Raw genomic sequence first — 26590 nt, 5'->3', positions numbered from 1 at the left:
CTCGTTCGGTCAGGCCGCGGTGGACTGGGCTGTGGCTGTGGCGCCCTCGGGCGCCAGGCCGAAATCCTGCGGGTAGTGGTTCAGGGCCGACAGCACCGGGTACGGCGTCATGCCGCCCATGGCGCACAGGCTGCCCTGCAGCATGGTGTCGCACAGGTCGCGCAGCAGTTCCACCTGCTGCGCGCGCTGGCTGCCCTGGCTGCGGGTGATGCGGTCGATCACCTCCACGCCGCGCGTGCTGCCGATGCGGCAGGGCGTGCACTTGCCGCAGCTCTCGATGGCGCAGAAGTCCATCGCATAGCGCGCCAGCCGGGCCAGATCGGCGGTGTCGTCGTGCACCACGATGCCGCCATGGCCCAGCACCGCGCCGATGGCCGTGTAGGCCTCGTAGTCGAGCGGCACATCCCATTGCGACTCGGGCACATAGGCGCCCAGCGGCCCGCCCACCTGGATGGCCTTGATGGGCCGGCCGCTGCGCGTGCCGCCGCCAAAGCCGTAGACCAGCTCGCGCAGCGTCAGGCCGAAGGCTTTCTCCACCAGGCCGCCGTGCCGGATGTTGCCGGCCAGCTGGAAGGGCAGCGTGCCGTGCGAGCGGCCCACGCCGTAGTCGCGGTAGAACTGCGCGCCGCGCGCCAGGATCACCGGCACGCTGGCGAAGGTGATCACGTTGTTGATCACGGTGGGCTGGCCGAACAGGCCTTGCAGCGCCGGCAGCGGCGGCTTGGCGCGCACGATGCCGCGCTTGCCCTCGATGCTTTCGAGCATCGCCGTCTCTTCGCCGCACACATAGGAGCCGGCGGCCTGGCGGGTCTCGAGGTGAAAGGCGTGGTCGCTGCCGGCCATGCGCGCGCCCAGCCAGCCGGCGGCGGTGGCGCGGCGGATGGCCTCGTCCATCGTGGCCAGGGCCTGCGGGTACTCGCTGCGGATGTAGACCACACCCCGGGTGGCACCCACGGCCAGCGCGGCGATGGCCATGCCCTCGATCAGCTGGTAGGGGTCGCCCTCGATCAGCATGCGGTCGCTGAAGGTGCCCGAGTCGCCCTCGTCGGCATTGCAGACCACGTACTTCTGCGCTGCCGGCTGATCGGCCAGGGCGTGCGCCACGGTGCGCCACTTGATGCCGGCCGGAAAGGCCGCGCCGCCGCGCCCGCGCAGGCCCGAGTGCGTGACCTCGTGCAGCAGGGCCGCGCTGTCCAGGCCCAGCGCCCGCTTCAAGCCAGCCCAGCCCTCGTGCGCGGCGTAGTCGTCCAGGCTCAGCGGATCGCCGAGGCCCACGCGGCGGAAGGTGAGCCGCTCCTGCAGCGCCAGATACGGCATCTGCTCGGTGATGCCATGGCGCAGCGCATGCGCCCCGCCCTGCAGCAGCCCGGCATCCAGCAGGCCCGGCACGTCTTCGGGCATCACCGGGCCGTAGGCGATGCGGCCCTGCGGCGTGGCCACCTCGACCAGCGGCTCCAGCCACAGCAGGCCACGCGAGCCGTTGCGAACGATGTGGATGGCCATGCCGCGGCGGGCACATTCGGCGGCCAGGGCCGCGGCCACCTCGTCGGCGCCGGCGGCCAGCGCGGCCGAGTCGCGCGGCACGAACAGCGTGACGCCGCTCATGGCCGCGCCCCTGCCAGGGCCGGCACACCGGTCGGCGGCGATGCGGGCAGCGCCGGCGCAGCCAACAGGCCCAGGCCGTGCAGGCGCTGCGCCAGGCGCTCGGGCGTCATGCGCGCATGCAGGCGGTCGTCGATCTGCAGCGCCGGGCCGGTGGCGCACAGACCCAGGCAGTACACCGGCTCGAGCGTGACCGCGCCATCGGCGCGGGTGTTGTGCATGGCGCAGCCCAGCAGCGCCTGGGCGGCGCTGGCCAGCGCCTCGCCGCCATTGGCCTGGCAGGCCTCGGCACGGCACAGCTGCAGCACATGGCGGCCGGCCGGCTGGCTGCGAAAGTGGTGGTAATAGCTGATCACGCCGTGCACCTCGGCACGCGACAGGTTCAGCGCCTGCGCAATGCCCGGCACCAGCGCCGGCGGCACATGGCCCAGCGCGGCCTGCAGCGCATGCAGCACGGGCAGCAGCGCGCCGGGGCGCCCGGCCTGGGCGGCCACCGCGGCGGCCAGGGCCTGCTGTTGTGCAGTGGTGGGTGCAGTGGTGGGTGCGGTGGTGTGCAGCGGCGGCTCCAGCACCGCGCCCTGCCCCGCTGCAGACGGTGCGGTGTGCGGGCCCGTCAACGGACCGGGGCTGGCGTTCGGCAACTTGGGGCGTGGCATGGCGCATCCGTGGACGGGGTCGATCGGGCCCAGCCGCCGCCGGGCCGGGTGATCCGCAAGCGCAGCGGGTCGCCGTGAGCCCCGGCAGGCGCGTGGCTGGCTGGGTGCGCCGCATGATCGTGGGGCCCCCGGCGCTTGTCCAATGGAATCGCCGAACCGGTCGATTCAAGCAGCTGATGAACGCGGCGTCGCTCGGCGCTCGGCGCTGGGCGCGTCAGGCGTCAGGCGTCAGGCTTCAGCCGCGCCCTTGCCGACGGCCTGGCCGGCGTCCACGGCGTCAAACTGGCCGCTGTGGCGGGCCACCTCGTCCAGCCAGGCCGCGTCGGCCGCCAGGCGCAGCGCCGCCTCGAGCGCCTGCGAGCGGCGGGCGCCAGCGGCGGCCATGAAGGCGATCGGGGTGCGCAGCGCCGGGCCGTCGAGCGGCCGCGCCTGCCAGCCGCCCTGCCCCGCCGGCTGCCCCGCCGGCGGCAGCACCGTGGCCACCACGGCCCCGGGCAGCACGGCGCACACGGCGCCGGTCTGCACCGCGGCCAGCAGCGCGCTGACCGAGTTGGTTTCCAGCACCGGCTGCACGCGCAGGCCCAGACGCTGGAACTGGGCATCGATCAGCACCCGGTTGTGCATCTCGGGCGACAGCAAGGCCAGCGGCCGCTGCGCCGCGTCGGCCCAGCCCAGCGGCGGGTGCAGGCCGCCGGCGGCTGGCCGGGCCGCTGCCGCGCCAGGCTTGGCGGCCCGCTTGGCCTGACTGCGCGCCGGCATGGCGGCCGCCCTGGCAGCTGAAGCCGGATCGGGCGCCGGGGCATACGACAGCAGGTAGTAGTGCTCCAGATACTGCGGCCAGCAGTCGGTGCGGCTGCTGCGCTCGGCATAGCCCAGGCCCAGGTCGACGGCCAGCGTGTCCAGGCCGGTCTCGATTTCTTGCGAGGCCAGCGAGCGCACCTGCGGCTGCAGGCCGGGGTGCAGGGCCAGCAGCCGGGCGGCAAAGCGCGCCGCCACCGGCACCGCGGTGGGCACGGCGGCGATCAACAGGCGCCCGCGCGGCTGCTCGGCCGTGCCGGCCAGTGCTTGCCGCAAGGCCTCTTGCTCACGCAGCAGGCGGTGGGCGGTGGCCAGCACCCGCTCGCCCTCGGGCGTGAGGCCTTCGAACTGCCGGCTGCGGCGCACGATGGCCACGCCCAGATGCGCCTCGAGCGCACGCAACGCATTCGACAGCGCCGGCTGCGTGATGTGGCAGGCCGTGGCCGCGCGGCCAAAGTGGCGGTGCTGCGCCAGCGCGGCAAGGTAGCGGTAGGCCTCGATCAGGTTCATCGGGGGGTGAGCGTACCTTGCCCGTCAGGCGGCGCGGGCCAGGCCCAGCCGGTGCGTGCAGGCCATGGCCTGCGCCCTCGGCAGTATGTATCATTATCAAGGTGTCGTATTTGCCCATGCGATCGCCACGAGACGAAGCGAATTGCAAAGAAACTTGTTTTAAATCATGGACTTGCATAGCATTTCAAAAGCCTTTGGCGAGACGTCAGTGAGATGGGTGCGCGGTCCGCGCGAAAGCTGCCTGTGAGCCCCCAGCACGGCCACGGCGCATGAGCACCCCGGCCCCTGCCCGCCAACGCTCGGTGGCCTCGGCCGCTGCCGCGCGGCGGCTGGGCTCGCACCAGATGGCCTTTGTGCGCGCCTGGGCCGAGGGCCTGGCGCCGGCCCAGGCCTGGCAGCGCTACCTGGGCCAGGGCCAGGGCCAGGGCCAGGCGCTGCCTGACGGGCGGCGGGTGCGCGCCGAGCTGCAGCGCCTGCTGGACGTGCTGCGCGGCGTGGCCCGCGCCCAGGGCCGGCCCGAACTGGCCGCGCTGCTGCGGCGCGACCCCGAGGCCATGGTCGAGCCGGTGGGCCAGCAGCCCAGCCTGGACGACTTTCGCGCCCAGCAGCCCGAAGACTTCTACTCCGAGGCCGAACTGCTGGCCTTGTACGAGGCCAGCCACGGCGCGCCCGACACCCGCGGCGCCAACCGCCGTCGCCAGCGGCTGCGGGCCCGCCAGGTGGCCGCCTTGCAGTGGCTGGAAACGGTGGCCGTGCGTGAGCCGCGGCCCGAGGACGCGCTGGCCGGCTGGCTGGACGAGCGCCTGGCCGCCCGCCTGGCCCAGGCCGGCATGCTGCGCCTGGCGCAGCTGAAGCAGCGCATGCTGGCGCGCGGCTTCCACTGGCACCGCGGCGTGCACCGGGTGGGCCCGGCCGCGGCCCTGCGGCTGGTGCAGTGGTGGCAGGAGCATGCGCGCAGCTTGGGCGCCCTGCCCGGCTGGGTGTTCACGCCGCCGGCCCAGCTCGACCGCGCCACGCTGCAGCGGCGCCCGGCGGTGGCAGCAGCGCCGGCCATGGCAGCGGGCGGCGCCGCCGCCGGGCCGCGCGCCCATGGCCTGCCACCCAGGCCGGTGCCGCTTGATCGGCTGCAGGTGCCGGCCGGCCTGACCGGGCGCCATGGCCTTTTTCGGGCCCCGGCCCAGGCCCGGCAGATCAGCGCCGACGACGACCAGCAGGCGCTGCAGGCCTGGCTGGCGCGGCACCCGCCGGGCAGCGCCACCTGGCGCGCCTACCGCAAGGAGGCCGAGCGCCTGCAGCTGTGGGCGCTGTGGGTGGCGGGCAAGCCGCTTTCATCGCTGGACGCAGCCGACCTGCGGGCCTTCGAGGCCTTTTTGCAGTCGCCACCGCCCGACTGGACCGCCCCGCGCGGCACGCCGCGCTGGCACGACGACTGGCGGCCGCTGGAAGGCCCGCTGGCCGATCGATCGCGGGCGATGGCCGTGGGCATCCTGCGCGGCATGCTGGCCTGGTGGACGGCGCAAGGCTATCTGGCGGTTAATTGCTGGACAGTTGGTGCCGATGCCTCGTCGGCCGGGGTGGCGCCGGGCTTGGCGGGTGCGATGCCGGCCAATGCCGCAGGGGCTGCATCCGCCCAGGCCGATGCACCTGCGGCTGAACGTGCACCTGCCACAGCGCTGGCACCCGCCCATGGCCTGCCCACACCCCCGAGCGAGCCAGCGCCGCCGCAGGCCAAGCCGGCCGAAGCGTGGCCCGCCGGCACCAGGCCGCCGCTGCCGCGCGCACTGCACCCCGATCACCAAGCCGCGCTGCAGCAGTGGCTGGCGCGCCGCATCGCCAGCCAGGGCCACACGCCCGCGCTGCTGCGCCTGCAGGCCTTGTTGGGCGTGGCGATGGATGCGGGCCTGCGCCCGGCCGAATTGATCGCCGCCCGCGTGGGCTGGCTGCAGGCCGACGCCGCCGTGGCCAGGCCCGACATCGCGATGCTGGATGCGGCGCCAGCACCCGGGCCAGCGGCCTGGCTGCGGGTTGAGCGGGGGCCGGGCGGGCCGGCCCGGCAGCTGGTTCTGACGGCCGGCACTGCCCAGGCGCTGCAGCGCTATCTGGCGCAGCGCTGCATGGCGCGGCACGACTTGGGGCAGGGCGTCGAGGCCCTCAGCAGCGCCGGCCTGCCGGCCGATGCGCCGCTGTTTGCGCAACTGCGCGCCGAAGCAGGTTTGTCGGCCGCGCGCCTGTATGAGGTGATGAGGCAGGCCCTGGCCGAGTGCGCGGACGAAGTGTCCAGCTTCAAACCGGATGCGGCGCTGGCACTGCGCCACGCGTCAACGATCTGGCTGCGCCATGGCTTCGGGCTGCGCGTTGCCGCCGCGGGTGTGCGGGGCGCACGCCTGCAGGATCAGACGGGGCACCGCGGTCGGGCCTCGGTGGCGGCCTATCGGCGCCTGGCGCTGGCTGAAGGTGCGGCCGACCTGGCGCGGCAGGAAGGCGAAACCAGGCCTTGAAAAGCAAAAGGGGGTGGAACGGTTCCACCCCCTCCTGGCTGCCGACCACCAGGCCCGGGTGGCCACGAACGCTTCAGCGCTTGCCAGTCGGCCGGCGCAGAAACTCGTCGATGCATTCGGCCAGCGCCACCAGCTTTTCGGCCGGCACCTGGCCGGGCTTCAGCGACACGGTGACCTCGCCACGGCCACCCTGCGTGACCGTGCCCACGGCCACGCCGTCGCGTTCCAGCGTGATCGTCTGCGGGGGGTGGAACGGTTCCACCCCCTTCTGACCCGCGGCCACCAGCCGGTCGAACACATCGCGCGGCTTGCGGTCGGCCGCCCCGGCGGCCTGGGTCTGGGCGCAGGCCAGTACCGCGCCGCGGTTGGCCGCCAGCGCATCGGCCAGCGGCTTGGCCCAGCGGAACTGCAGCGCCAGCGGCGAGGCAAAGGCCTGCACGATGGCTTCGGGCAGGTCGGCCAGGGCCAGGGCCTTGCCCAGCGCGCTCAGGTCCACCCCGATGGCCTCGGCCAGTTTGCGGTTCGACGCAAACAGCCCTTGCTGCAGGGCGCGCCGGTACATCATGCCCTGCTCCCAGGCCGACAAGTCCTTGCGCGCCCGGTTCTCGCGGTCCATCTCGACGAACAGCGCCCGATCATCGAGGTTGTCGATCACGGCCAGCACCGGCAGGCCCAGCTCGAGGCAGGCACGGTGACGGCGGTGACCGAACACCAGTTCATAGCGCTCGGCCTCGGCACTGCCGGCATCGCCTGCAGCGGCCACGCCAACGCTGCCCGCACTGCCGCCATCGGCCGCCGCCATGCGACGCACCTTGATCGGCTGCACATTGCCGCCCGCGCTCTCGATCTCGGCCCGCAGCGCCGCAAACTCGGGCGTGCTGTAGTTCAGCGCATGGCGGTTGGCAAAGCGGCTGGCGTCCACCTGGCGCGGGTCGAGCAGGCGGGCGGCCTTGGCGCCGTCCCACTGGGCCAGATCACCCAGCGCCTCGTCGAGCTGGCCGCGCAGGGCCTCGGCCTCCTGGGCGCGGGCACGCAGGCTGTCGTTCTCGCGCATCAGGTCGGAGCGCGCATCGGTGGCAAAGGCCATCATCGCGCCCGGGGCGGTTTTGGGCCGGTGCAGGCTGGGCGCCTCATGCGCCGCGCCAGCGCCGGCCGTGGCGGCTGCACCCGGGGCCGGCAGGCCGGCCGGCACGGGCCCCGGCGCCGCAGCGCCTGCCTGGGCTGCCGCCGGGGCGGCGGCCGGCGGCACGGATGCGGGCAGGCCGCCGGGCAGGGCGCTGAAATCCAGCCGGGCCGCCTTGGCGGTGAGCTTGTTGCTGGCCATCGTCTCAGCCTCCCAGTTGTTCCACCTGCATGGCCCACACGGCCACGATCTGCTGCTCCACCAGCTCGCACATGCGGTCGTAGGCGTCGCGTGCGCGGGCAAAGGTCTTGGCGTTCATTGCGCCGCGCGGCAGGTCGTACACGGTGCCGAACTCGGCCGAGGCGGTGGCCGTCACCGCCGTTTTCGGAATCTCGATCGGCAGCACCTTCTCGGTGTAGCCCTCCAGCACCCATTGGCGCACCACCGAGCTGGCCGCGTCGGACGATTCCACCCGCGACAGCAGCACGTCGATGAACTCGAAGGTCTTGTCCTGGCCACGGCTGCGGATCAGCTGGTTGCACAGATCGGAGAACAGGTCCCAGAACTGCGCCGACGAGGCGAAATCCAGCGCCGAGGGCGGCAGCGGCATGATCACGCCGTCGGCCGCCATCAGCGCGTTGATGGTCACGTACGACAGCGAGGGCGGCGTGTCGATGACGATCACGTCGTAGTCGCTGCGGGCCTGGTCGAGGCCGCGGTCCAGGCAGCGCCAGAACTCGAAGCCGGGGTCACGGGTTTGTCGCGCCGGCAGGGCAAACTCGGCGCCGAACAGCAGTGGCGCCGCGCACACCAGGTCGATGCCCGGCCAGTAGGTGGGGCGCACCGCATAGCTCAGGTCTTCCTGCTGGCCGCCGAACAGCAGCATGGCGGTGTGCTCGGGCTCCACCTCGGCGTCGGGCAAGACGCCGAACAAGGTGGTGGCCGAGCCCTGCGGATCGAGGTCGACCACCAGCACGCGGTGGCCGCGCATCGACAGGCCCTGCGCCAGCGTCACCGCCGAGGTGGTCTTGGCCACACCGCCCTTGAAGTTGGCCACCGTGATCGTGGTGCCCGCGGCGTGCTCGGGCCGCAGGTGCTGGCTGCGGAAGGCGCGCACCCATTCGCGCGCCTCGTCCATGCGCCACTCGCGGCGGTTGCCCACCATGTGGCCTTCGGGCAGATCGTTGCGGGTCAGGCGGTAGGCCACCTTGCTCTTGTCCACCCCGCACAGCGCGGCCAGCTGCGCAGCGCTGACCGTGGGCGCCGTCTTGGCCGAGTTGGGCGACAGCATGGTGGCGCGGATCTGCGTCATCATCGCGGCGATGCGCGCGGCCTGCAGCTCGATGTCGGCCAGCGACTGGCGCCGGATTGGTGCGGTGCCTGGGCGGGCGTTGTCGCCCGGCACGGTCTTCTTGCCATCCATCAGGAGAGTCCCCGTTCAATGCAGTACTGGCGATTATCTGCCGTTCCACCCGAAAATCGCATGACGGGCGATGCATTGAACGTGGTGCGGTACGGGGCTGGACACTCGCAGCGCGACCTGGGCTTGCGGGTTTCCCGAAGACCTTCACGTCCCGGGCGGAAGATTCAAGGATAGTTCATAATCTTCAATAGATTAAGCGCCTGTGGACAAGTCAATTTATTTATTGAAAACAACAACTTACCGACTTTTTTTCAAGCAACTTGTCCGTATCCTTCCCGCATCCGTCCGTGCCCTAACCGTTGCTGTCCGCGATTTACCCGCTTTCCGTCCAGCGGCTACCCGGTTCAGCGCCGGCAGGCCCCGCTGGAGGGGCCGGTGGGCGGTGGACGGCTGGCGAGGCCGGGGCGGGCAAGTGTCCAGCTTCTTCCCGGGCACCCTTCGCGCCGGCCAGGAGCGCCCGGTGGGCGGCGGTTGAGGCCGCTGTCCGGCTTTTAACCGGGCGGCGGCGGCACCGAAACCGGCGACTGTCCGCGCTTTAACCGAGTATTCGATCAAAGCTGGCGCTGTGGCTGTCCAATCGCAGAAGGACATATCATTGCGCATGGACAGTTCGAAGCCCCTGCTGCCCCCGGCGCCGCCGGACACGCTCACGCCTGGCAGCGATGGCGGCACCGAGCTGCGCAAGCCGCACGAGATGATCGTGCTGGTGCCGCGGGCCCGGCGGGTCACGCTCACCGGCCGGCGCATCTACAACGCCTTGCTGCAGGTGGCGCAGTCGCGTCTGGCGGTGATGAGCAGCATGCCGCCGGCCGACTACATGTTCGAGGCGCCGCTGCCGGCGATTTTGCGCACCACCGGCTCCAGCGGCGAGGACCGCACCGCCGCCAAGCGCTATCTGCGCGAGATGCGCGGGCTCGAGGTCGACTGGGAATCCACCGCGCCGGGCGATGGCGTCAAGTGGCGCGGCTTCTCGATGCTGTCCGAAGTGGCCATCGAGATCCGCCATGGCGAGAACTGGGTCTCGTGGTCCTATCCGCCCACGCTGATGGCGGCCCTGAAGGAGCCCACGCGCTGGGCGCGCATCGATCTCGACATCCTGGCCAAGCTGGGCACCTATGCCGCGCTGGCGCTGTACGAGATCTGCGCGCGCTACCGCGACAACCCCTCGGGCGTGACCAGCCGCAAGCCGGTGCAGTGGTGGGCCGACGCCCTGAGCGCCGCGCCGGCCGGTGCCGAGCGGCGCGAATGGCGCAAGTTCAAGAACGAGCGGGTCAAGGAAGCCATTGACGAGATCAACCGCGAGACCGATCTCGACATCGAGCTGATCGAGCACCGCGAGGGCAGGGCGGTGGTCGAGGCGCAGTTCGCGGTGCGCAAGAAGCGCACGCCGACGCGCCTGCCCACGCGCGAAGCCGCACCGGTGGATGCCAACCTGGTGCTGCGCGCCGAATCGCTGGGGGTGCGCGAGTCCAAGCTCGAAGGCCTGATCAACGAGTTTGGCGAGGCCGCCGTGCGCGACAAGGTGGAGGTGCTCGAGCGCCGCGCCAGCAACAGCCGGCTGCGTGGCGTGGAGAACGCCTACTCGTACCTGCGCTCGCTGCTGCGCAGCGATGACAGCGCGGCAGCGGGGGCCGATGCGGCAACGGCGGCTGTCGAGCCCGCGCCGGCCGGCGCGGGCGTGGCGCGGCCTGGCGCGGTGGAGGTGGGCGCCTCGGCCGCCGCCGGCCCGCGCAGCATGGCCGACGCGCTGTCGGGTCTGGGCCTGGGTGGCGATGACGGGGCCTCCCGTGCTGCCGCGCCGGCGGCCGAACCCGTGTCCCCCGCACTCAGCGCGCATGAGCAGCAGGGCCAGTGGCTGGCTGGGCGCATTGCCGAGATCAAATCCGAGATCGCCGCGCTCGATCCTCTGCACCGCCAACCCTGGGTCGACCAGGCCCTGGCCGAACTGGCCGAGAAGGGCTTGCTCAGCGCCGTGGTGTCACGCCGCGCCGCGCAGGGCGATGTGCTGCACGGCATGCTCGGATCGGTGGTGGTGAAGTGCTATGCCATGGCGCGCTATGGGGCGGGGTGGGATCGGCCGGCTGGCTGATTTGCTGGTTCTCTGGGTCGCTGAGTTGCTTGGTCGCTTGGTCGCCCGGTCGCCCGGTCGCCCGGTCGCCCGGTTGCTCGGTTGCTCGGTTGCTCGGTTGCAAACGTTGGCGCGAGCCAAGCCGTGCCCGGGTGCCCGGCGGCGCTCAACTGCGCCGGTCCGCCGCACGCGGCGGACTTCGTTGCGGTGCTCGGATTCGTGGCCCCGCGGCGCAACTCGCGCCGTTCGCTGCCGCTCACTGTGCTCGAACAAGCGCCGCGAGTCAGTTGGTCGATGCGCGCTGCGCGCGCGGCCACGAATCCTGCGCTCCTCACCGGCGCAGATTCACGCCGCCGGCCACCCGGGCACGGCTTGGCCAGCACGGTGGTGGCATGCGGTGCGTGGCATGCCGCGGTGCCTCGGGACAAGGGCGTCGGGTGGCCGGCTGGCGCAGGTAAAGGGGGAGGGCCGCAAGGCCCGGAGGACACGGAGCCGGCCGGCCACCCGGCGGCCTTGGCCGTGCACCGGCGATCGCATACCAGGTGCCAACCGCCAACCGCCAACCGCCAAACCCCAGTCAATCCGCAAACTTCGGCGCCCGCTTCTCGATGAAGGCGCGCACCGCCTCGCGGTGATCCGGCCCCAGATGCGCCAGCGCCTGGTAGGCGGCCGAGGTTTCCAGCACCGATTCGAGCGTGTTGTGCACGCCCTCGCGCAGCAGCTTCTTGGTCATGCGCAGCACGCCGCCGGGATTGCGCGCAATGCGGGCGGCCAGCGCATTCGCCGCGTCCATCAGCGCCGCGGGTTCCACCACCTGGCTCACCAGACCGCAGGCCAGGGCCTCCTGCGCGCTGATCGGGTCGCCGGTGAAAGCCATCTCGGCGGCCTTGGCGGCGCCCACCGCACGCGGCAGCAGCCAGGCACCGCCATCGCCCGGCACGATGCCCACGCGCACAAAACTCTCGGCAAAGCTGGCCGTGCTGCTGGCAATGCGCAGGTCGCACATGCAGGTGATGTCCAGCCCCGCGCCCACCGCCGGGCCGTTGATGGCGGCGATCACCGGCACATCGAGATGCCACAAGGCCTTGGGGATGCGCTGGATGCCGTGGCGGTATTCATTGCGCACGGCGTCGGCGTCCAGGGTGCCGGCCTCGGCGGCATCGGCAAAGCGGGCCATGTCCTTGACATTGCCGCCCGAGCTGAACACCGGGCCCGCGCCAGTCAGGATCACCACCCGCACCGTGCGATCGGCCGCCGCGGCCTCGATGGCGGCCACCAGCTCGGCCACCGCCGTGTTGCCGGTGAGCGCATTGCGCGTGGCCGGCTGGTTCATGGTCCAGGTGACTACCGCGCCGTTGCGGCTGATCTGCAAAAAGTCGCTCATGGTGTGAAATGGGTTTTGTGATGTCTGGACGGCTGCGCAGGCCGGTGCGCGGCGGGGGAGGGCGGGCGCTTCAGGCCGCTACAGGCCACTTCAGGCCGTCTGAGGATGGTCGCTGATGCGCTGCAGCGTGTGCAGCAGCGGCGCCTGGCTGCCATCCACCAGGGCCAGGCCGAGAACGCGATGCCAGTAGGTTTCACTGCCGGCGGCCTGGCGCCAGGCGTGCAGGCGGCGGGTGTGCAGCTGCAGGTCGAACTCGCGCGTGAAGCCGATGGCGCCGTGGATGGCATGCGCCAGTGCCGCCACCTGCAGCGCCGCCTCGCTGCAGCGCGCCTTGGCCGTGGCCACGCGCAGCGGGTCGGGCTGCAGGCGGGTGCCATCGGCCCAGCAGCCGATCTGTGCGGCCATGCGCGCGGCGACCACCTCTTCGGCCATCACGCTCAGCTGGTGCTGGATGGCCTGAAACCGGCCGATCGCGCGGCCGAACTGCTGGCGCGCATTGGCATGCGCCAGCGTGCGTTCGAACACCGCGCCCAGCGCGCCGGCCAGCTGCTGCGCCAGCACCAGGGCCTGCCATTGGCGCAGATCGGGCAGGGTGGCCTGTTCAAGCCGCGGTGCGGCCTGCCAGGCGGCGTCGGGCCAGGTCAGCGTGGCATCCAGCACAAAGGCCGCGGCCTCGGCCTGCGCATCGGCCACGCGCAGCAGGCGGCAGCTGGCGCCATCGCTGGCCAGGACGGCCAGGGCGCAGCGGGCACCGGGCACGGCCTGCGCGCGCAGGCCACCGCCCGGCAGCGCCCGCACGCGGCCCAGCGCCAGCGGTCCATCGGGCGCGCGCTGGCCGGCCTGCGCCAGCAGCGCGCGCGCCAGCATGGTTTCGGCCAGCGGCAAGGGCAGGGCGTGGGCGCCGCACAGCGCCCACAGTGGCGCCACCTGGGCCAGCGTGAGCCCGGCGCCGCCCTGGTCTTCGGCCACCAGGGCATCGGCAAAGCCGGCGTCGGCCAGCACGCGCCACAGCGCCGGGCAGGGCAGGGCAGGGCGGGAGACTGAAGGCGCGGCCGCAGCCGCAGCCGCCTCGGCGTCGGCTTCGATGGTGCGCACGGTGGCAGGCGTGGCGTGGTCGGTCAGCAGGGCGGCCAGGGCGTCGGTGAGCAGCGTGTCTGTCATGGGCAGGTGTCCGATGGTGCTCAGTTCAGGTTCGCCAAGCCGACGCCGCTTCGGGGGGCGTCATCACCGCAGGCCCAGGCCGCGGGCGATCATGCCGCGCAGGATGTCGCGCGTGCCGCCGCGCAGCGAGAAGCTGGGCGCCACCTGGCTGATGTAGGCCAGCGTGAGCAGCAGCTCGGCCGGCGGCTCGCAGCCGTCGGGGCGCGAGGCCAGGTCGTCGGCGATCAGCGCCGGAATGAGCTGCTCGACGCTGGTGCCCAGGTCTTTGACCAGCGCGGCCTCGACCACCGGGCTGTCGCCGGCCGCCAGCCGCGCGGTGACGGCCAGCGACAGCGCGCGCAGCGGCGCCAGCTGCGCGGCGATGCGCCCGGCCAGCGCCAGCGCCGCGTCGCTGCGGCCGGTGGGTGTGCGCACCCAGGCCAACCACTCGTCGAACAGCACGATGCTGGAATACAGGCGCTCAGGCCCGCTGCGCTCGTAGGCCAGCTCGGCCGTCACCTGGGCCCAGCCCTGGCCTTCGCGGCCGACCAGGGCCTCGGGCGCCAGCATCACGTCGTCAAAGAACACCTCGCAGAAATGCTGGTCGCCCGACAGGTCGGTGATCGGCCGCACGGTCACGCCGGGCAGCGACAGGTCGACGATCAGTTGCGACAGCCCGGCCTGGCGGTCTTCGGGCGCGCCCGAGCTGCGAACCAGCGCGATCATGAAATGCGACTGGTGGGCGTGGGTGGTCCACACCTTCTGGCCGTTGAGCCGCCAGCGGCCATCGGCCTGGCGCTCGGCGCGGGTGCGCACGCTGGCCAGATCGGAGCCGGCGCCGGGCTCGCTCATGCCGATGCAGAAGAAGGCCTCGCCGCGGCAGATGGCAGGCAGGTAGCGCTGCTGTTGCGCCGGCGTGCCGTACTTCAGGATCAGCGGGCCGCTTTGCCGGTCGGCGATCCAGTGCGCGCCCACCGGGGCGCCGGCGTTCAGCAGTTCTTCCACCAGCACATAGCGCGCGAACGGGCTGCGCCCGGCGCCGCCATGTTCAAGCGGCAGCGTGAGGCCCAGCCAGCCGCGGGCGGCCAGGGCGCGGCTGAAGGCCGCGTCGTGCCCGCTCCACGAGCGCGCCCGGCGCAGCGCGGGCAGGCCGTGCAACTGCTCGGCCAGAAAGGCCCGCACCGGCGCGCGCAGGGCTTCGTCCTCGGGCGGGACGGGCGTGAGGCTCAGGCGGTCAAGGCGGTTCATCGCCGGCCAGTGTGGCCCGATGCTGCCGCCCCGCGGTCACCAAGGCGTCAAGCCGCGGGAAGGCACCGAGGCGGCCCGCCTGCGCGCTGCATTCGCGCCTGCAGCAGTCGGTTGTCTCAGAGGCCGGCCGCGATGCGCTCGGCGATGGCCACGCCCATCTCGGTGGTGCTGGCCGTGCCGCCCAGGTCGCGGGTGCGCGGGCCGTCGACCAGCACCGCCTCGATGGCGCGCAGCATCGCGTCGTGCGCGTCCTTGTGGCCCAGGAAGTCGAGCATCATCGCCGCGCTCCACACCATGGCCACGGGGTTGGCGATGTTCTGGCCGTAGATGTCGGGCGCACTGCCGTGCACCGGCTCGAACAGGCTGGGGAAGCGGCGCTCGGGGTTCAGGTTGGCACTCGGCGCGATGCCGATGGTGCCGGTGCAGGCCGGGCCCAGATCGCTCAGGATGTCGCCGAACAGGTTGGTGGCGGCCACCACATCAAAGCGCTGCGGCTGCAGCACGAAGCGCGCCGCGAGGATGTCGATGTGCTGCTTGTCCCAGCGCACATCGGGGAACTGCGCCGCCACTTCGGCCGCACGTTCGTCCCACCAGGGCATGCTGATCGCGATGCCGTTGCTCTTGGTGGCCACGGTGACATGCTTGCGCGAACGCTGGCGTGCCAGCTCGAAGGCGTACTTCAGCAGGCGCTCCGAGCCCTGGCGGGTGAACACGTTCTCCTGGATCACGAACTCGCGCTCGGTGCCGGCAAACATCACGCCGCCCAGCGCGGTGTACTCGCCCTCGGTGTTCTCGCGCACGATCAGCATGTCGATGTCGCCGGGCTTCTTGTTGGCCAGCGGGCAGGGCACACCGGGCATCAGCCGCGCCGGGCGCAGGTTGATGTACTGGTCGAACTCGCGGCGAAACTTCAGCAGGCTGCCCCACAGCGAGACATGGTCGGGCACCGTGTCGGGCCAGCCCACGGCGCCGAACAGCAGCGCGTCCTGGCCCTGCAGTTGCGGCTTCCAGTCGTTGGGCATCATCTGGCCGTGCGCGGCGTGGTAGTCGCAGCTGGCCCAGTCGATCTCGGTGAGTTCCAGCGCGATGGCAAAGCGCTGCGCCGTGGCCTTCAGCGCGCGCAGGCCCTCGGGCATCACTTCCTTGCCGATGCCGTCGCCCGGGATGATGGCGATCTTGTGCGCGGTGCTCATGCTGGCGTCTCCTGGTGGCGGGCCGGTGCGGCCCGCGGTGCGGGTGGTGGATGGGGGCATTGTCGCTGTGCACACCAGGGCATCAATGCGGGTTTGGTTCATCCGTCATGCACGCTTCGTGCATGATGCCGGCCATGCCCAGCCGCCGCAGCCCTGCCGCCCCGACGTCACCGCCATCTCAGGCCCCAGCCGTGCCGTCGGCGCTGGCTGCGCGCGGCCGCGCCGGCGCGTCCGCGGCGTCCGCGGCGCCCGGCGCGGGCCTGGCCAGCCTGCCCTCGCACGACGATCTGCGTGTGTTCACCGTGGTGGCGCGGCGCGCCGGCTTCAGCGCCGCGGCCGAAGAACTGGGCGTGTCGCCGGCCTATGTCACCAAGCGCATCCGCATGCTCGAGCAGGCGCTGGGCACGCCGCTGCTGCTGCGTACCACCCGCCGGGTGAGCGTGACCGAGGCCGGCGAGCGCGTCTACCGCCATGCGCTGCAGCTGCTCGACGAGCTCGACCTGCTGGTGCAGGCCGTGGGCCAGACGCGCGAGCAGCCACGCGGCCTGCTGCGCGTGTGCTCGAGCTTCGGCTTCGGCCGGCGCATCGTGGCGCCGGCCATCTCGGCGCTGGTGGCCCAGCACCCGGGGCTGTCGGTGCGTTTCGAGGTGCTGGATCGCCTGGTCGACCCGGCCGCCGAAGGCTACGACCTGGATGTGCGCGTGGGCGACGAGATTGCCCCCAACCTGATCGCCCGCCGGCTGGTGGACAACCACCGCGTGCTGTGCGCCGCACCCGCCTACCTGGCCCGCGCGGGTGGCGCGCCGCGCACGCCGGCCGAGCTGTCGCAGCACGCGTGCCTGGTGATCAAGGAACGCGACCATCCCTTCGGGGTGTGGCGCCTGCAGGGGCCGGGTGGCGCGACGGCCACCGCCAAGGTGACCGGCCCCTTGTCCACCAACCACGGCGAGGTCGGCGTGCAGTGGGCGCTGGACGGGCGCGGCATCGTGCTGCGCAGCTGGTGGGATGTGGCCGACGCCGTTGACGCCGGCGCGCTGCAGCTGCTGCTGCCCGGCTGGCACCAGGCGGCCAGCGTGTGGGCCGTGACGCCGCAGCGCCTGGCCCACTCGGCCAAGGTGCGGGTGGCGGTGGCCTTTCTGCAGGACTGGCTGCAGCGCACGGTGCGCGCCAAGGCCGGGCCGGGGCTCCACAAGACCTGACCGGGCGCCGCCGGCATCGGCCGCGATATGCTTTGGCACCGGCTGCTCGCCCATGGCATCCGGCGGCCGCTGGCCGTGCCACATCGGCGCCGGCAGTCGGCGCCCAGGAGCACGACCGCCATGCCGCAACCCGAAAACCCAACGCCAGAAGACAGCGGCCCCGTGATGCCACAGGCCTGCGGCCCGCGGGTGGCAACGCAAAAAGGTGAATCGATCATGAGACTGAACCCACCCGGCACCCCGAAGCGCCCGCCGCGGGCATGGCCATGAGCGCGCAGCCCTGCCCCGCGCTGGGCGAGGCGCAATGGTCGGCCAGCACGGCCGGTCTCGACTGGACCGAGCTTGAAACCCTCTACCGCCTGGCGCCGCTCGGCAACAAGAGCGCGGCCGATCTGAAGACGGTGTTCGAGAACAGCCGCTACACATGGCTGGTGCGCCAGGGCGGCCGCTTGATCGGCGCCGGCCGGGCCCTGGCCGACGGGGCCGATTGCGCCTACATCTGCGACGTGGCCGTGCTGCCCGAGTGGCAGGGCAGCGGGCTGGGCAAGCAACTGGTGGCGCGGCTGGTGCATGACAGCCGCGAGCACAAGAAGATCATCCTGTACTCGGTGTCGGGCAAGGAGGGCTTCTACAGAAGGCTCGGCTTCGCGCGCCTGCTCACGGCCATGGCCATCTTCCGCGACCGCGATGCGGCCATCGCGGGTGGCCATCTGGCCCGGGAATGACCCGTGCCGGCCGCCGCCTGGAGCCGGCGGCGTGAACCCGCTTGAATGCGGGGCCGGCCGGGTCGATGGGCCACCTGCCCGTTCGTCGTGTGGCAGTGCAGGCGCGGTGCCTGTCGTTCAAGCCAGGCCTTGATGCCGAGGAGTTGCAATGTCCAGCCATGAAACCCGGCCGAAGGGGCCAGCCGCCTACTTTCCGTCGATCGAGAAGACCTACGGCCAGCCCATTGCGCACTGGATGAACGTGCTGGCCCAGGCCGGCCCGTTGAAGCACATGGCGCTGGTGGCCCTGCTGAAGGCCACGCACGGCCTGGGCCACGGGCATGCCAATGCGCTGGTGGCCGCGTTTCTGGCCGACCGGCCTGCAGCCTGAGGGGCGGGCGATGGCCAAGTACCTGATCTCGTTTCCCAGCAGCGCCATGGTTTGCCCGGCCGACGAGTTGCCGGCGGTGGCGGCCGCGGCGCGGGCCGTGGTGCGCGAGGCCAAGGCCGCCGGCGTGTGGGTCTTTGGCGGCGGCATCGACGAAGCGGTGCCCGTGGTGCGCGTGGCGGCCGATGGCCTGGCCACGCCGGGCAGCTATGCGCCAACCCGCCAGATCGAAGGCGGCTACGCGGTGTTCGATTGCGCCACGCGCGAGGACGCCATCCGCTGGGCCGCCAGGCTGGCCGCCGCCTGCCGCTGCGCGCAGGAGCTGCGCGTGTTCATGGATGATCCGGAGTGTTGAGGCCGATGGGGCGCCAGCGGCGCTGACGCCCTGCTGCCCACGCACAATGGGCACCATGCAGAGTCTTGTACTGTCGCAGATCGACCTGATCGAACCCAGCGCCGACGATGAGCGTGCGCAGTGGCTGGACGCACGCCAGTGGGCGGCCTCGGGTGCACCGCTGTACCGCACGGCCAAACCCGCCACGCCGCCCAAGCACCTGGTGGCCTATTTTCCGGTGGTGGACGATGGCCACATCCTGCTGGTGGACCACCGCAACGCCCAGCGCTGGCTGCCCAGCGGCGGCCATGTCGAGCCGGGCGAAGACCCGCGCCACACCGTGGTGCGCGAGCTGCACGAGGAGCTGGGCATCGTGATCGACGCCCAGCAGGTGCCGGCGCCGTTGATGGTGTCGGTCACCACCACGGTGGGGCTCACCAGCGGCCACACCGATGTGTCGCTGTGGTATCCCATCCGCCACCCGCGCCACGCGCCCATCCGCTTCGACGAGCTTGAGTTCCACGGCGTGCGCTGGTTCGACTTTGCCGCCGCCGCGCAGCTGCCCAGCGATCCCAACCTGGCGCATTTTCTGGCCAAGCTGGGCGCCGGGGCCTGATCAGTAGGGCCCGCTGCCCGCGGCCGGCGCCACCGGGGCGCCGCCCAGCCCGAACGTGCGCGCCAGCGTGCGCGTGGCCTGGGCCAGCAGGCTGGTGTCGATGCCCACGGCCACGAAGCGGGCGCCGAGCGCCAGGTAGCGCTGGCCTGCGGCGATGTCGCTGGTGAGGGTGCCGGCGGCCTTGCCGGCCGCGGTGATGCGGCGGATGGCGCCGTCGATGGCAGCCTGCACCTCGGGGTGACCGGGGTTGCCGCGGTGGCCCATCGACGCGGCCAGGTCGGCCGGGCCGATGAACACGCCGTCCACGCCGTCCACCGCGCAAATGGCTTCCAGGTTGCCCAGCGCGGTGGCGGTCTCGGCCTGCACCAGCAGGCACACCTCGTCGTTGGCCTCGTCGAGGTAGTTGGTGCGCGCGCCCCACTGCGACACGCGGGCCACGGCCGCGCCCACGCCGCGGTGGCCCTGGGGCGGGTAGCGCATCGCGCGGGCCATGGCGGTGGCCTGCTCGGCGGTGTCGACCATCGGCACCAGGATGGTCTTGGCGCCGATGTCCAGCACCTGCTTGATCAGTGCGGTCTCGCCCTGCACCACGCGCACCACCGGGTGGCTGCCGTAGGGCGCGGCAGCCTGCAGCGCGTGCAGGATGCTGCGCACATCGTTGGGCGCATGCTCGCCGTCGATCAGCAGCCACTCGAAGCCGGCGGTGGCGCACAGCTCGGTGGCATACGGGTCGGCCAGCGACAGCCACAGGCCGACCTGCTGCCGGCCGCTGGTGATGGCGGTCTTGAAGGGGTTGCTCATGGGCTCGGTCTCCGGTGTTCGGGCAAGGCGGCAGTGCCGGCGGCGGCGGCTTGCCTGCCGCACCGGCCGTGGCCGCCGATGTTAGGGGCGGCGGGGCCCGCGGCGTGCAGGCGCAGCCTGCGTCACTGCAGGTTGCCCTGGCAGACGTACTTGATGTGCTGGTAGTCCTCGAGCCCGTGCACCGAGCCCTCGCGGCCGTAGCCCGAGTGCTTGACGCCGCCGAAGGGCGCGGCCTCGGCGGCCAGTGCGCCCTCGTTGACACCCACGATGCCGGCTTCCAGTGCGTCGGTCACGCGGTGGATGCGGCGCAGGTCCTGGGTGTAGAAGTAGGCGGCCAGGCCGTAGGGCGTGGCATTGGCCTGGGCGATCACCTCGGCCTCGCTGGCAAAGCGCGTGACCGGCACCACCGGGCCGAAGGTTTCTTCGCAGGCGCAGTCCATGGCCGGCGTGGCATCCACCAGCACGGTGGGGGCGTAGTAGTTCGGGCTGGCCAGGCCGGGGCCCTGCAGGCGCGTGCCACCCACCAGCACGCGGGCGCCCTTGGCCACGGCATCGGCCACGTGGCGCTCGATCTTGTCCACCGCACGGGCGTTGATCATCGGGCCGATCTGCGAGGCGGGCTCACTGGCCGGGCCCACCTTCAGCGCGGCCACGCGGGCGGCCAGCTTCTGCACGAAGGCGTCGTGCACGGCCTCGTGCACATACACGCGGTTGGGGCAGACGCAGGTCTGGCCGCCATTGCGGAACTTGGCGGCCATCAGGCCATCCACTGCGGTGTCGAGCTCGGCGTCCTCGAACACGATGAAGGGCGCGTTGCCGCCCAGCTCGAGGCTCAGCTTCTTGAGCGTGGCGGCCGAGGCGCGCGCCAGGTGCATGCCCACCGGCGTGCTGCCGGTGAAGCTGAGCTTGCGCACGCGCTGATCGGCCAGCCAGGCGTCCACCACCGCCGGGGTTTGCTCGCGCGAGGCGCTCACCACGTTCAGCACGCCGGCGGGCAGGCCGGCCTCGTGCGCCAGCAGCGCCAGCGCCAGCGCGGTGAGCGGTGTGTCTTCGGCCGGCTTGGCCAGCACGGTGCAGCCGGCGGCCAGGGCCGGCGCGATCTTGCGGGCGATCATCGCGGCCGGAAAGTTCCACGGCGTGATCACGGCCACCACGCCCACCGGCTCGGGCATGGCCAGCATGCGCCGGCCGCTCACCGGCGCGGGAATCAGCTCGCCATTGCTGCGCGTGGCCTGTTCGGCAAACCACTGCACATAACTCGCAGCGTACTGCACCTCGCCCAGGCCTTCGGCCAGCGGCTTGCCCTGCTCCAGGCTGATCAGCCGGCCCAGATCCTGGGCATGGGCCTGGATCAGGTCGTGCCACTTGCGCACGATGGCCGCGCGCGCCTTGGCCGGCGTGGCGCGCCAGCCGGCGAAGGCTGCGTGCGCGGCATCGGCGGCGGCCTGGGCGTCGGCGGCGCCGCCGTCGGCCACCTCGGTGATCAGCGATCCGTCGGCCGGGTTGGTGACCGCCAGGCGCGCGCCTTCGCGGCCCTCGCGGTTGTCCACCCACCGGCCGGCGATGAGGTGGCGGGTGCGGATCAGGTCGGTGCGGGTCAGGGTGAGGGTCATGGCTATGCAGAAGGTGAGATCAGGACACGATCCCCAGGTGCCAGGGCACGAACTCGTGGTCGCCCAGGCCCAGCAGCTCGCTCTTGGTGCGCTCGCCACTGGCGGTGCGCAGGATGTGCTCGAAGATGCGCTGGCCCATCTGCTGGATGTCGCAGTCGCCGTCGATCACCAGGCCGCAGTTGATGTCCATGTCTTCTTCAAGGCGCGTGAACATCGGCGTGTTGCTGGCCAGCTTGAGGGTGGGCGCGGGCTTGCTGCCGAACATGCTGCCGCGCCCGGTGGTGAAGCAGATCAGGTTGGCGCCGCTGGCGATCTGGCCGGTGGTGGCCACCGGGTCGTAGCCGGGCGAGTCCATGAACACGAAGCCGTGCTGGGTGATCGGCTCGGCGTAGTGGTAGACGGCCATCAGCGGCGTGGTGCCGCCCTTCATGGCCGAGCCCAGGCTCTTTTCAAAGATGTTGGCCAGGCCGCCGGCCTGGTTGCCGGCGCCGACCACGCCGTTGAACTGCGCGTTGTGGCCGCGCGTGTACTCGGCCCACCAGGCCAGGCGGTCCAGCAGCTTCTGGCCCACGGCCGGGCTGATGGCGCGGCGGGTGAGCATGAACTCGACGCCATGGATCTCGGGCGTCTCGCTGAGGATGGCGGTGCCGCCGTGGCGCACCAGCAGGTCCATCGCCGCGCCCAGCGCCGGGTTGGCGCCAATGCCCGAGAAGCCGTCGGAGCCACCGCATTCGGTGCCGATCATCAGGTGCTCGGCGCTGCAGGGCACGCGGCGCACATCGTTGGCGGCGGGCAGCATGGCCTCGATGGCGGCCACCAGGGCGGCCACGGTGGCGCGGGTGCCGCCCGAATCCTGCATCACGAAGCTGCGGATCTGCGGCTGATCGCCCAGGCCCTGGGTGGCGATCAGATCGGCCACCTGGTTGCGCTCGCAGCCCAGGCCCACGATCAGCGCCGCGGCCACATTGGCATGCGTGGCGTAGCCGGCGATGGTCCGGCGCAGCAGGTCGAAGTGCTCGCTGGGGCTGGACATGCCGCAACCGCTGGTCTGCGCAAAGGCGGCCACGCCGTCGATGTGGGGGTAGGCCGCCAGGCGCTCGGGCGTGAAGTGGGCCGCGGCCTGGTGGATGGCCGTGGCCGAGCAGTTCACCGTGCTGATCAGCGCGATGAAGTTGCGCGTGCCGACCCGGCCGTTGGGCCGCTGGTAACCCATGAAGCGGGCGCGCTGCGCTGCCGGCACAAAGTCGACCGGCTTCACATCCAGCCCGAAGCCGGGGTCGCGGTACTCGTCCACCAGGGCCAGGTTGTGGCCGTGCACATGCTCGCCGGGCGCGATCTCGCGCGTGGCGGCGCCGATCACCACGTTGTACTTGCGCACATGCTCGCCGGCGGCAATGCGGCACGCGGCGATCTTGTGGCCGGCGGGCACCTGGGCCTTGAGCTTCAGGCCGAAATCCGGCAGCTCCTGGCCGAGTGCCAGCGGGTGGCGCACCACCAGCACGTTGTCGTGCGGGTGCAGGCGGATCAATGGAGACATGTCAGCCCTTGGCCAGCAGCTCGCGCAGCTTGAGGCGTTCAATCAGCTGCGTGTCGCGCTTGTAGGTGGCGGCGATGTAGGCCGCGTAGTCGGGGCCGTCCAGGTACATCGGCGGGGCGTCGATTTTGTCGCAGGCGGCCAGAAACTCGGCGCTGTTGGCCGCGGCCTTGAAGGCCTCGCGCAGGCGCTTCTCGACGGCCGGCTCCAGGCCCCTGGGCGCGCCGATGCCGTTGGGAGCATCGACCACCACGTCCCAGCCCAGCTCCTTGAGCGTGGGTGCGTCGGGAAAGTCGACCGTGCGCCGCGCGCCCCAGGTGCCCAGCAGGCGCAGCTTGCCGGCCTTGACATGCGGTGCCCAGCTGCTGCTGTCGGCCAGCGCGTCCACCTGGCCGCCCAGCAGGTCTTGCAGCGCCGGGGCACCACCCTTGTAGGGGATGTGGTTGAACTGCACGCCGGCGGTGTGCGCGAACTCCTCCATGCCCACATGCGTGGCGCCGCCGATGCCGGCCGATGCGTAGGTGATCTTGCCCGGCGCCGCCTTGGCCGCGGCCACCAGCTCCTTCAGTGTCTTGTACGGACTGTCGGCGCGCACCGCGATGCCGAAGGTCTGGCCCGACACGCGGGCCAGGTAGGTGAGGTCTTTCATCGGATCGAGCTGCACCGTGCCCAGCTGCGCAAAGCGGGTCAGCGAGATCGGCACCTGGCCGATGGTGTGGCCATCGGGCCTGGCGCTGGCCAGGGCCTTCAGGCCCAGCATGCCGGAGGCGCCGGCCTTGTTCTCCACCACCACCGGCTGGCCCAGCGGCTTGGCGGCGGCGGTGCACAGGGCGCGCATCAGCGTGTCGGCCGTGCCGCCGGCGGGCCAGGGGCAGATGAAGGTGATGGGCCGGTCAGGGTAGGTGGAGGCCAGGCCCAGCGAGGGCACGGCGGCGGCCAGTGACGAGAGCCCGAACTGGCGGCGGGTGAGGCGGGGATGGCGCATGGGTTGTGTCTCCGGAGGTCGCGGTGTCTGGGCACCGAGTGGCGCGCATGATGCGTTGGCCTAACATCGCCGTCCAATGAAGAAGTGGACAGGCTTGTTGCCGTTTTTGACATGACCAAGACCGACGCCCGGGTGGAGCGCCTGCTGCGCTCGAACCTCAAGCTCAAGCACTTGCAGCTGCTGCTGGCGCTGGACCAGTTTCGCCACCTGGGCCGGGCGTCGGAGTACCTGTCGCTGACCCAGCCGGCGGTGAGCAAGACCCTGGTCGAGGTGGAGCGCCTGTTCGATCTGCCGCTGTTCGTGCGCAGCACGCGCGGCACCGAGCCCACCGCGTATGGCGCGACGGTGGTGCGTTTTGCGCGCTCGGTGCTGGCCGACCTCGAGCGCACGCGCGAAGAGCTGCAGGCCGTGGCCAGCGGCGCGGCCGGCCGGGTGCGGGTGGGCGCGATGGTGGTGGCCACACCGGTGCTGCTGATGCAGGCCGTGGCAGTGATGAAGGCGCGCTCGGCGCAAACCACGCTGGCCGTGGAAGAGGGCGACCTGACCCGGCTGCTGCCGCGCCTGCGCGAGGGCGAGCTTGATCTGCTGGTCAGCCGGCTGGAGCCCGGCTATGCCGCGCCCGACCTGGAAACCGAGGCGTTCTACGCCGAGGCGATGTGCATCGTGGTGGCGCCGCAGCACCCGCTGGCCGGGCGCAGCCGCGTGCGCTGGGCCGATCTGGCCGGCCTGCCGTGGGTGATGCCACCGGCCTGGGCCTCGTCACGCATCAAGCTGAACCAGCTGTTCTACAAGCACCGGCTGCAGCCGCCGGCCGACGTGATCGAGACGGCCTCGTTTCTGGTGACGCTGAGCGGCCTGTGCGACCTGGGTGCGGTGGGTTTCTGGGCGCGCTCGGTGGCCGAACACTTTGCGGCGATGGGCCTGGCCAAGGTGCTGCCGGTGGCGGTGCCGATCGAGCTGCCACCGGTGGGCCTGATCACCTTGCGCGGGCGCCTGCGCGCGCCGGCGGCCGAGCAGTTCATCGGCTGTCTGCGCGAGGTGGCGCAGGCGGCGGCCGGCCGCGCCGCCGTGCGCTGATCAGGCCATGCCGCGGGCGCGCCGGATGGCGGCGCCGGCCGACAGCTCGGCATCCAGGGCGGGCTGCAGCGGCGCGCGGCACAGTCCGGCGTGTGCGTAGTGCAGGTTCTCGTAGAGCTCGGCCATCGCGGGCAGGGTTTGCAGCAGCTGCTCGAAAGCCGGCCCGGGCTGCGCCTGGCCGAGCAGCCGCTGCACCTGGGCGGCCACCTGGCGGTACTGCGTGGCGCTGGCCTTGCGCGGCTGGCGCTCGAGCTTCTCCAGCAGCAAGGCCATCGCGGCCAGTGACTGCAGGGCAGGCGGCAGGGTCGGTGGGTTCGGGCGGGTGCTGGGCATGGCGGGGGCGGGCGAAACGCCGGACAGAGGCAGCGGCTGTTGGATAGTTGCTGGCGATGGCGCCAGATTCAAGAGGGAGTGGGCGAAGGCGACCACGAACAAGTGAACTAACGGCCGGGTTTGTTCTATGCTCTTTGCTGGGTCGTGGTGTTGACCGAAGTAGTTAAGTGCTGTTTAGCCGTTAGTTCATTTATGTTTGAAATTCAATCCACTTTCGATCGCTGGCTCGCCGAAGAGCATCGACTGGGGCGCCTGCACCGCCCTTCATCGCAGGCCGTCTACTCGGCCATGTGGGGCGCCCTGGTGCACTGGTGTCTGGGGCAAGTACCGCCTGTGCGCGATCTGGCCCAGCTCGACAGCGTGGCGCTCGGCGCCTTTGTGGCCGCGCGCGAGGCCATGCTGCCCAAGGGCGAATCGCTCACGCCGCGCTATGCCTGGCGGCTGATGAGCCTGGTGCGTCGGGTGCAAACCTGGTCCGCAACCGCACCCAGGGGCGGAACCGCCGCCGATCAATTGCTGGCCGCCCGCCCCGAGGTGCGCCTGGCCAACTTGCCACGCCACAACGAGACCATCGAGCACCTCAGCGCGCCCGAAGTCCGGCGGCTGCTGCGCAGCATCGGCTGCCAGCACCAGCTCGCACGTGCCGACCGCCTGGCGCGTTGGCAAGACCTGCGCAACGTCACTGCCGCGGCCCTGCAACTGGGTGCAGGCCTGGGCCCAGGTGATATCCGGGCACTCACCTGTCGCGATGTGGATGCGGCCCTGTCGCTGCGGCACGCCGCTGCCGGCGCCCACCTCGCCTGGCCTGATCAGCCCCCCGACGGTGAGCTGATCAGGCCGCCGCGCAGCCCTTGCGCGCAGCGCCTGTGGGTGCGCGTGCCGGCCAACGGCAATGCCCCCACTCACGAGGCCCCGCTGGCGGCCTGGGCGGCGCGCGTGCTGGCCGCCTGGCTGCGACTGCGCGCGCAGCTGGGCATCCCGGGCGATTGGCTGCTGCCCTCCACCCGCACCGGCAAGCCCTGGGGCAAGGTGGCGCAGTACGAGGCTGGCTGTGCCGTGCTGGCCGATGCCGACATCCCGTCGCGTGCCGCGGGCGGATCATTCCGGCTGCGCCACAGCTTTGCGCTGCGGCAGCTGGCGCTGGGTCATGCGCCCGACACCGTGGCCTCCTGGCTGGGCGTGAGCGACCCGGCAGTGATGCAGCGCTACCTGCGCACCCAGCAGCGCGCGCACGACGCGCCCGAGTGACGCATCCGTATGACCGGCGCATGCCTCCCCGGCGTGCGATCCAACTTGGGGCGCCTTCCACCGGGCCGGCACACCGGTTCGCACCAGGGCCCGAACCGATAGGCCCTGGCCCATG

At 71.9% G+C, this 26590-nt stretch carries 23 protein-coding genes; 9 read left to right on the top strand and 14 right to left on the bottom strand.

Annotated elements, in window-relative coordinates:
- Positions 1–9: 9 nt before the first annotated feature.
- From N4G63_RS25365 to N4G63_RS25355, 3 genes are all read right to left on the bottom strand, one after another.
- Complete coding sequence (locus tag N4G63_RS25365; protein ID WP_260789751.1) at positions 10–1605, bottom strand: formate dehydrogenase beta subunit; 1596 nt, start codon at positions 1603–1605, stop codon at positions 10–12.
- Positions 1602–2258: a formate dehydrogenase subunit gamma gene (locus tag N4G63_RS25360; protein ID WP_314600296.1), complete on the bottom strand. Its 657-nt coding sequence runs from the start codon at positions 2256–2258 to the stop codon at positions 1602–1604. Before N4G63_RS25360 ends, N4G63_RS25365 begins: the two co-directional genes overlap by 4 nt.
- Positions 2259–2486: 228 nt before the next feature.
- A complete protein-coding gene (locus tag N4G63_RS25355; RefSeq protein ID WP_260789750.1) occupies positions 2487–3566 on the bottom strand; it encodes a LysR substrate-binding domain-containing protein in 1080 nt (359 codons plus the stop codon).
- Between the two features lie 269 nt (positions 3567–3835).
- Here N4G63_RS25355 and N4G63_RS25350 point away from each other — a divergent pair, with 269 nt between their 5' ends.
- Positions 3836–6064 carry a phage integrase family protein gene (locus N4G63_RS25350; RefSeq protein ID WP_260789749.1) on the top strand — a complete coding sequence of 743 codons (2229 nt, stop codon included), beginning with the start codon at positions 3836–3838 and terminating at the stop codon, positions 6062–6064.
- A 73-nt stretch (positions 6065–6137) separates the two neighbouring features.
- Here N4G63_RS25350 and N4G63_RS25345 read toward each other — a convergent pair whose 3' ends face one another.
- Complete coding sequence (locus N4G63_RS25345) at positions 6138–7388, bottom strand: ParB/RepB/Spo0J family partition protein (protein WP_314600295.1); 1251 nt, start codon at positions 7386–7388, stop codon at positions 6138–6140.
- A gap of 4 nt (positions 7389–7392) precedes the next feature.
- Positions 7393–8610 (bottom strand): AAA family ATPase, encoded by a 1218-nt coding sequence (locus N4G63_RS25340; RefSeq protein ID WP_314600294.1) that lies wholly within the window; start codon positions 8608–8610, stop codon positions 7393–7395.
- Positions 8611–9211: 601 nt separating this feature from the next.
- Here N4G63_RS25340 and N4G63_RS25335 point away from each other — a divergent pair.
- The gene (locus N4G63_RS25335) at positions 9212–10699 is read left to right on the top strand and encodes a replication initiation protein (RefSeq protein WP_260789747.1); all 1488 of its coding nucleotides are present in this window, start codon (positions 9212–9214) and stop codon (positions 10697–10699) included.
- Positions 10700–11255: 556 nt separating this feature from the next.
- On the opposite strand, the gene N4G63_RS25330 is transcribed toward N4G63_RS25335, so the two are convergent.
- The 4 genes from N4G63_RS25330 to N4G63_RS25315 form a co-directional block, all read right to left on the bottom strand.
- The gene (locus N4G63_RS25330; protein ID WP_314600293.1) at positions 11256–12062 is read right to left on the bottom strand and encodes a crotonase/enoyl-CoA hydratase family protein; all 807 of its coding nucleotides are present in this window, start codon (positions 12060–12062) and stop codon (positions 11256–11258) included.
- 90 nt (positions 12063–12152) lie between these two features.
- Complete coding sequence (locus tag N4G63_RS25325) at positions 12153–13223, bottom strand: acyl-CoA dehydrogenase family protein (RefSeq protein ID WP_260789746.1); 1071 nt, start codon at positions 13221–13223, stop codon at positions 12153–12155.
- Between the two features lie 63 nt (positions 13224–13286).
- Positions 13287–14450 carry an acyl-CoA dehydrogenase family protein gene (locus N4G63_RS25320; RefSeq protein WP_314600292.1) on the bottom strand — a complete coding sequence of 388 codons (1164 nt, stop codon included), beginning with the start codon at positions 14448–14450 and terminating at the stop codon, positions 13287–13289.
- Between the two features lie 116 nt (positions 14451–14566).
- Complete coding sequence (locus tag N4G63_RS25315; RefSeq protein ID WP_443112097.1) at positions 14567–15745, bottom strand: tartrate dehydrogenase; 1179 nt, start codon at positions 15743–15745, stop codon at positions 14567–14569.
- Positions 15746–15912: 167 nt separating this feature from the next.
- Between N4G63_RS25315 and N4G63_RS25310 the strand changes: the two genes are divergently transcribed.
- The 5 genes from N4G63_RS25310 to N4G63_RS25290 all read left to right on the top strand — a co-directional run bounded on the left by N4G63_RS25310 (position 15913) and on the right by N4G63_RS25290 (position 18884).
- Positions 15913–16842 carry a LysR family transcriptional regulator gene (locus N4G63_RS25310; RefSeq protein WP_314600404.1) on the top strand — a complete coding sequence of 310 codons (930 nt, stop codon included), beginning with the start codon at positions 15913–15915 and terminating at the stop codon, positions 16840–16842.
- A gap of 266 nt (positions 16843–17108) precedes the next feature.
- Positions 17109–17567 (top strand): GNAT family N-acetyltransferase, encoded by a 459-nt coding sequence (locus tag N4G63_RS25305; RefSeq protein ID WP_260789744.1) that lies wholly within the window; start codon positions 17109–17111, stop codon positions 17565–17567.
- Positions 17568–17715: 148 nt separating this feature from the next.
- Positions 17716–17937, top strand: coding sequence for a DUF4287 domain-containing protein (locus N4G63_RS25300; RefSeq protein ID WP_260789743.1), 222 nt, complete (start codon positions 17716–17718; stop codon positions 17935–17937).
- Positions 17938–17947: 10 nt separating this feature from the next.
- Positions 17948–18289: a YciI family protein gene (locus tag N4G63_RS25295; RefSeq protein WP_260789742.1), complete on the top strand. Its 342-nt coding sequence runs from the start codon at positions 17948–17950 to the stop codon at positions 18287–18289.
- Positions 18290–18344: 55 nt separating this feature from the next.
- Entirely contained in the window at positions 18345–18884 is a 540-nt protein-coding gene (locus tag N4G63_RS25290; RefSeq protein ID WP_314600291.1) for an NUDIX domain-containing protein, read from the top strand.
- Here the strand turns inward: N4G63_RS25290 and hpaI are convergent, their stop codons facing one another.
- From hpaI to N4G63_RS25270, 4 genes are all read right to left on the bottom strand, one after another.
- Positions 18885–19685: a 4-hydroxy-2-oxoheptanedioate aldolase gene (gene hpaI / locus N4G63_RS25285; protein ID WP_260789740.1), complete on the bottom strand. Its 801-nt coding sequence runs from the start codon at positions 19683–19685 to the stop codon at positions 18885–18887.
- Between the two features lie 122 nt (positions 19686–19807).
- On the bottom strand, positions 19808–21298 hold the full coding sequence (locus N4G63_RS25280; protein WP_260789739.1) for an NAD-dependent succinate-semialdehyde dehydrogenase: 1491 nt from the start codon (positions 21296–21298) through the stop codon (positions 19808–19810).
- A 19-nt stretch (positions 21299–21317) separates the two neighbouring features.
- Positions 21318–22835, bottom strand: coding sequence for a D-arabinonate dehydratase (locus tag N4G63_RS25275; RefSeq protein ID WP_260789738.1), 1518 nt, complete (start codon positions 22833–22835; stop codon positions 21318–21320).
- Position 22836: 1 nt separating this feature from the next.
- Complete coding sequence (locus N4G63_RS25270; RefSeq protein ID WP_260789737.1) at positions 22837–23817, bottom strand: tripartite tricarboxylate transporter substrate binding protein; 981 nt, start codon at positions 23815–23817, stop codon at positions 22837–22839.
- Between the two features lie 111 nt (positions 23818–23928).
- Here N4G63_RS25270 and N4G63_RS25265 point away from each other — a divergent pair, with 111 nt between their 5' ends.
- Positions 23929–24894 (top strand): LysR family transcriptional regulator, encoded by a 966-nt coding sequence (locus tag N4G63_RS25265; protein WP_260789736.1) that lies wholly within the window; start codon positions 23929–23931, stop codon positions 24892–24894.
- On the opposite strand, the gene N4G63_RS25260 is transcribed toward N4G63_RS25265, so the two are convergent.
- Entirely contained in the window at positions 24895–25227 is a 333-nt protein-coding gene (locus tag N4G63_RS25260) for a hypothetical protein (protein WP_260789735.1), read from the bottom strand. It lies immediately after the preceding gene.
- A 333-nt stretch (positions 25228–25560) separates the two neighbouring features.
- Between N4G63_RS25260 and N4G63_RS25255 the strand changes: the two genes are divergently transcribed.
- The gene (locus tag N4G63_RS25255) at positions 25561–26475 is read left to right on the top strand and encodes a site-specific integrase (RefSeq protein ID WP_314600290.1); all 915 of its coding nucleotides are present in this window, start codon (positions 25561–25563) and stop codon (positions 26473–26475) included.
- Positions 26476–26590 lie beyond the last annotated feature (115 nt).

Origin of the sequence: Aquabacterium sp. OR-4 (assembly GCF_025290835.2) — a bacterium.
Classification (GTDB): Bacteria; Pseudomonadota; Gammaproteobacteria; order Burkholderiales; family Burkholderiaceae_C; genus Pseudaquabacterium.
This window is presented reverse-complemented; position numbering and strand designations above follow the sequence as displayed.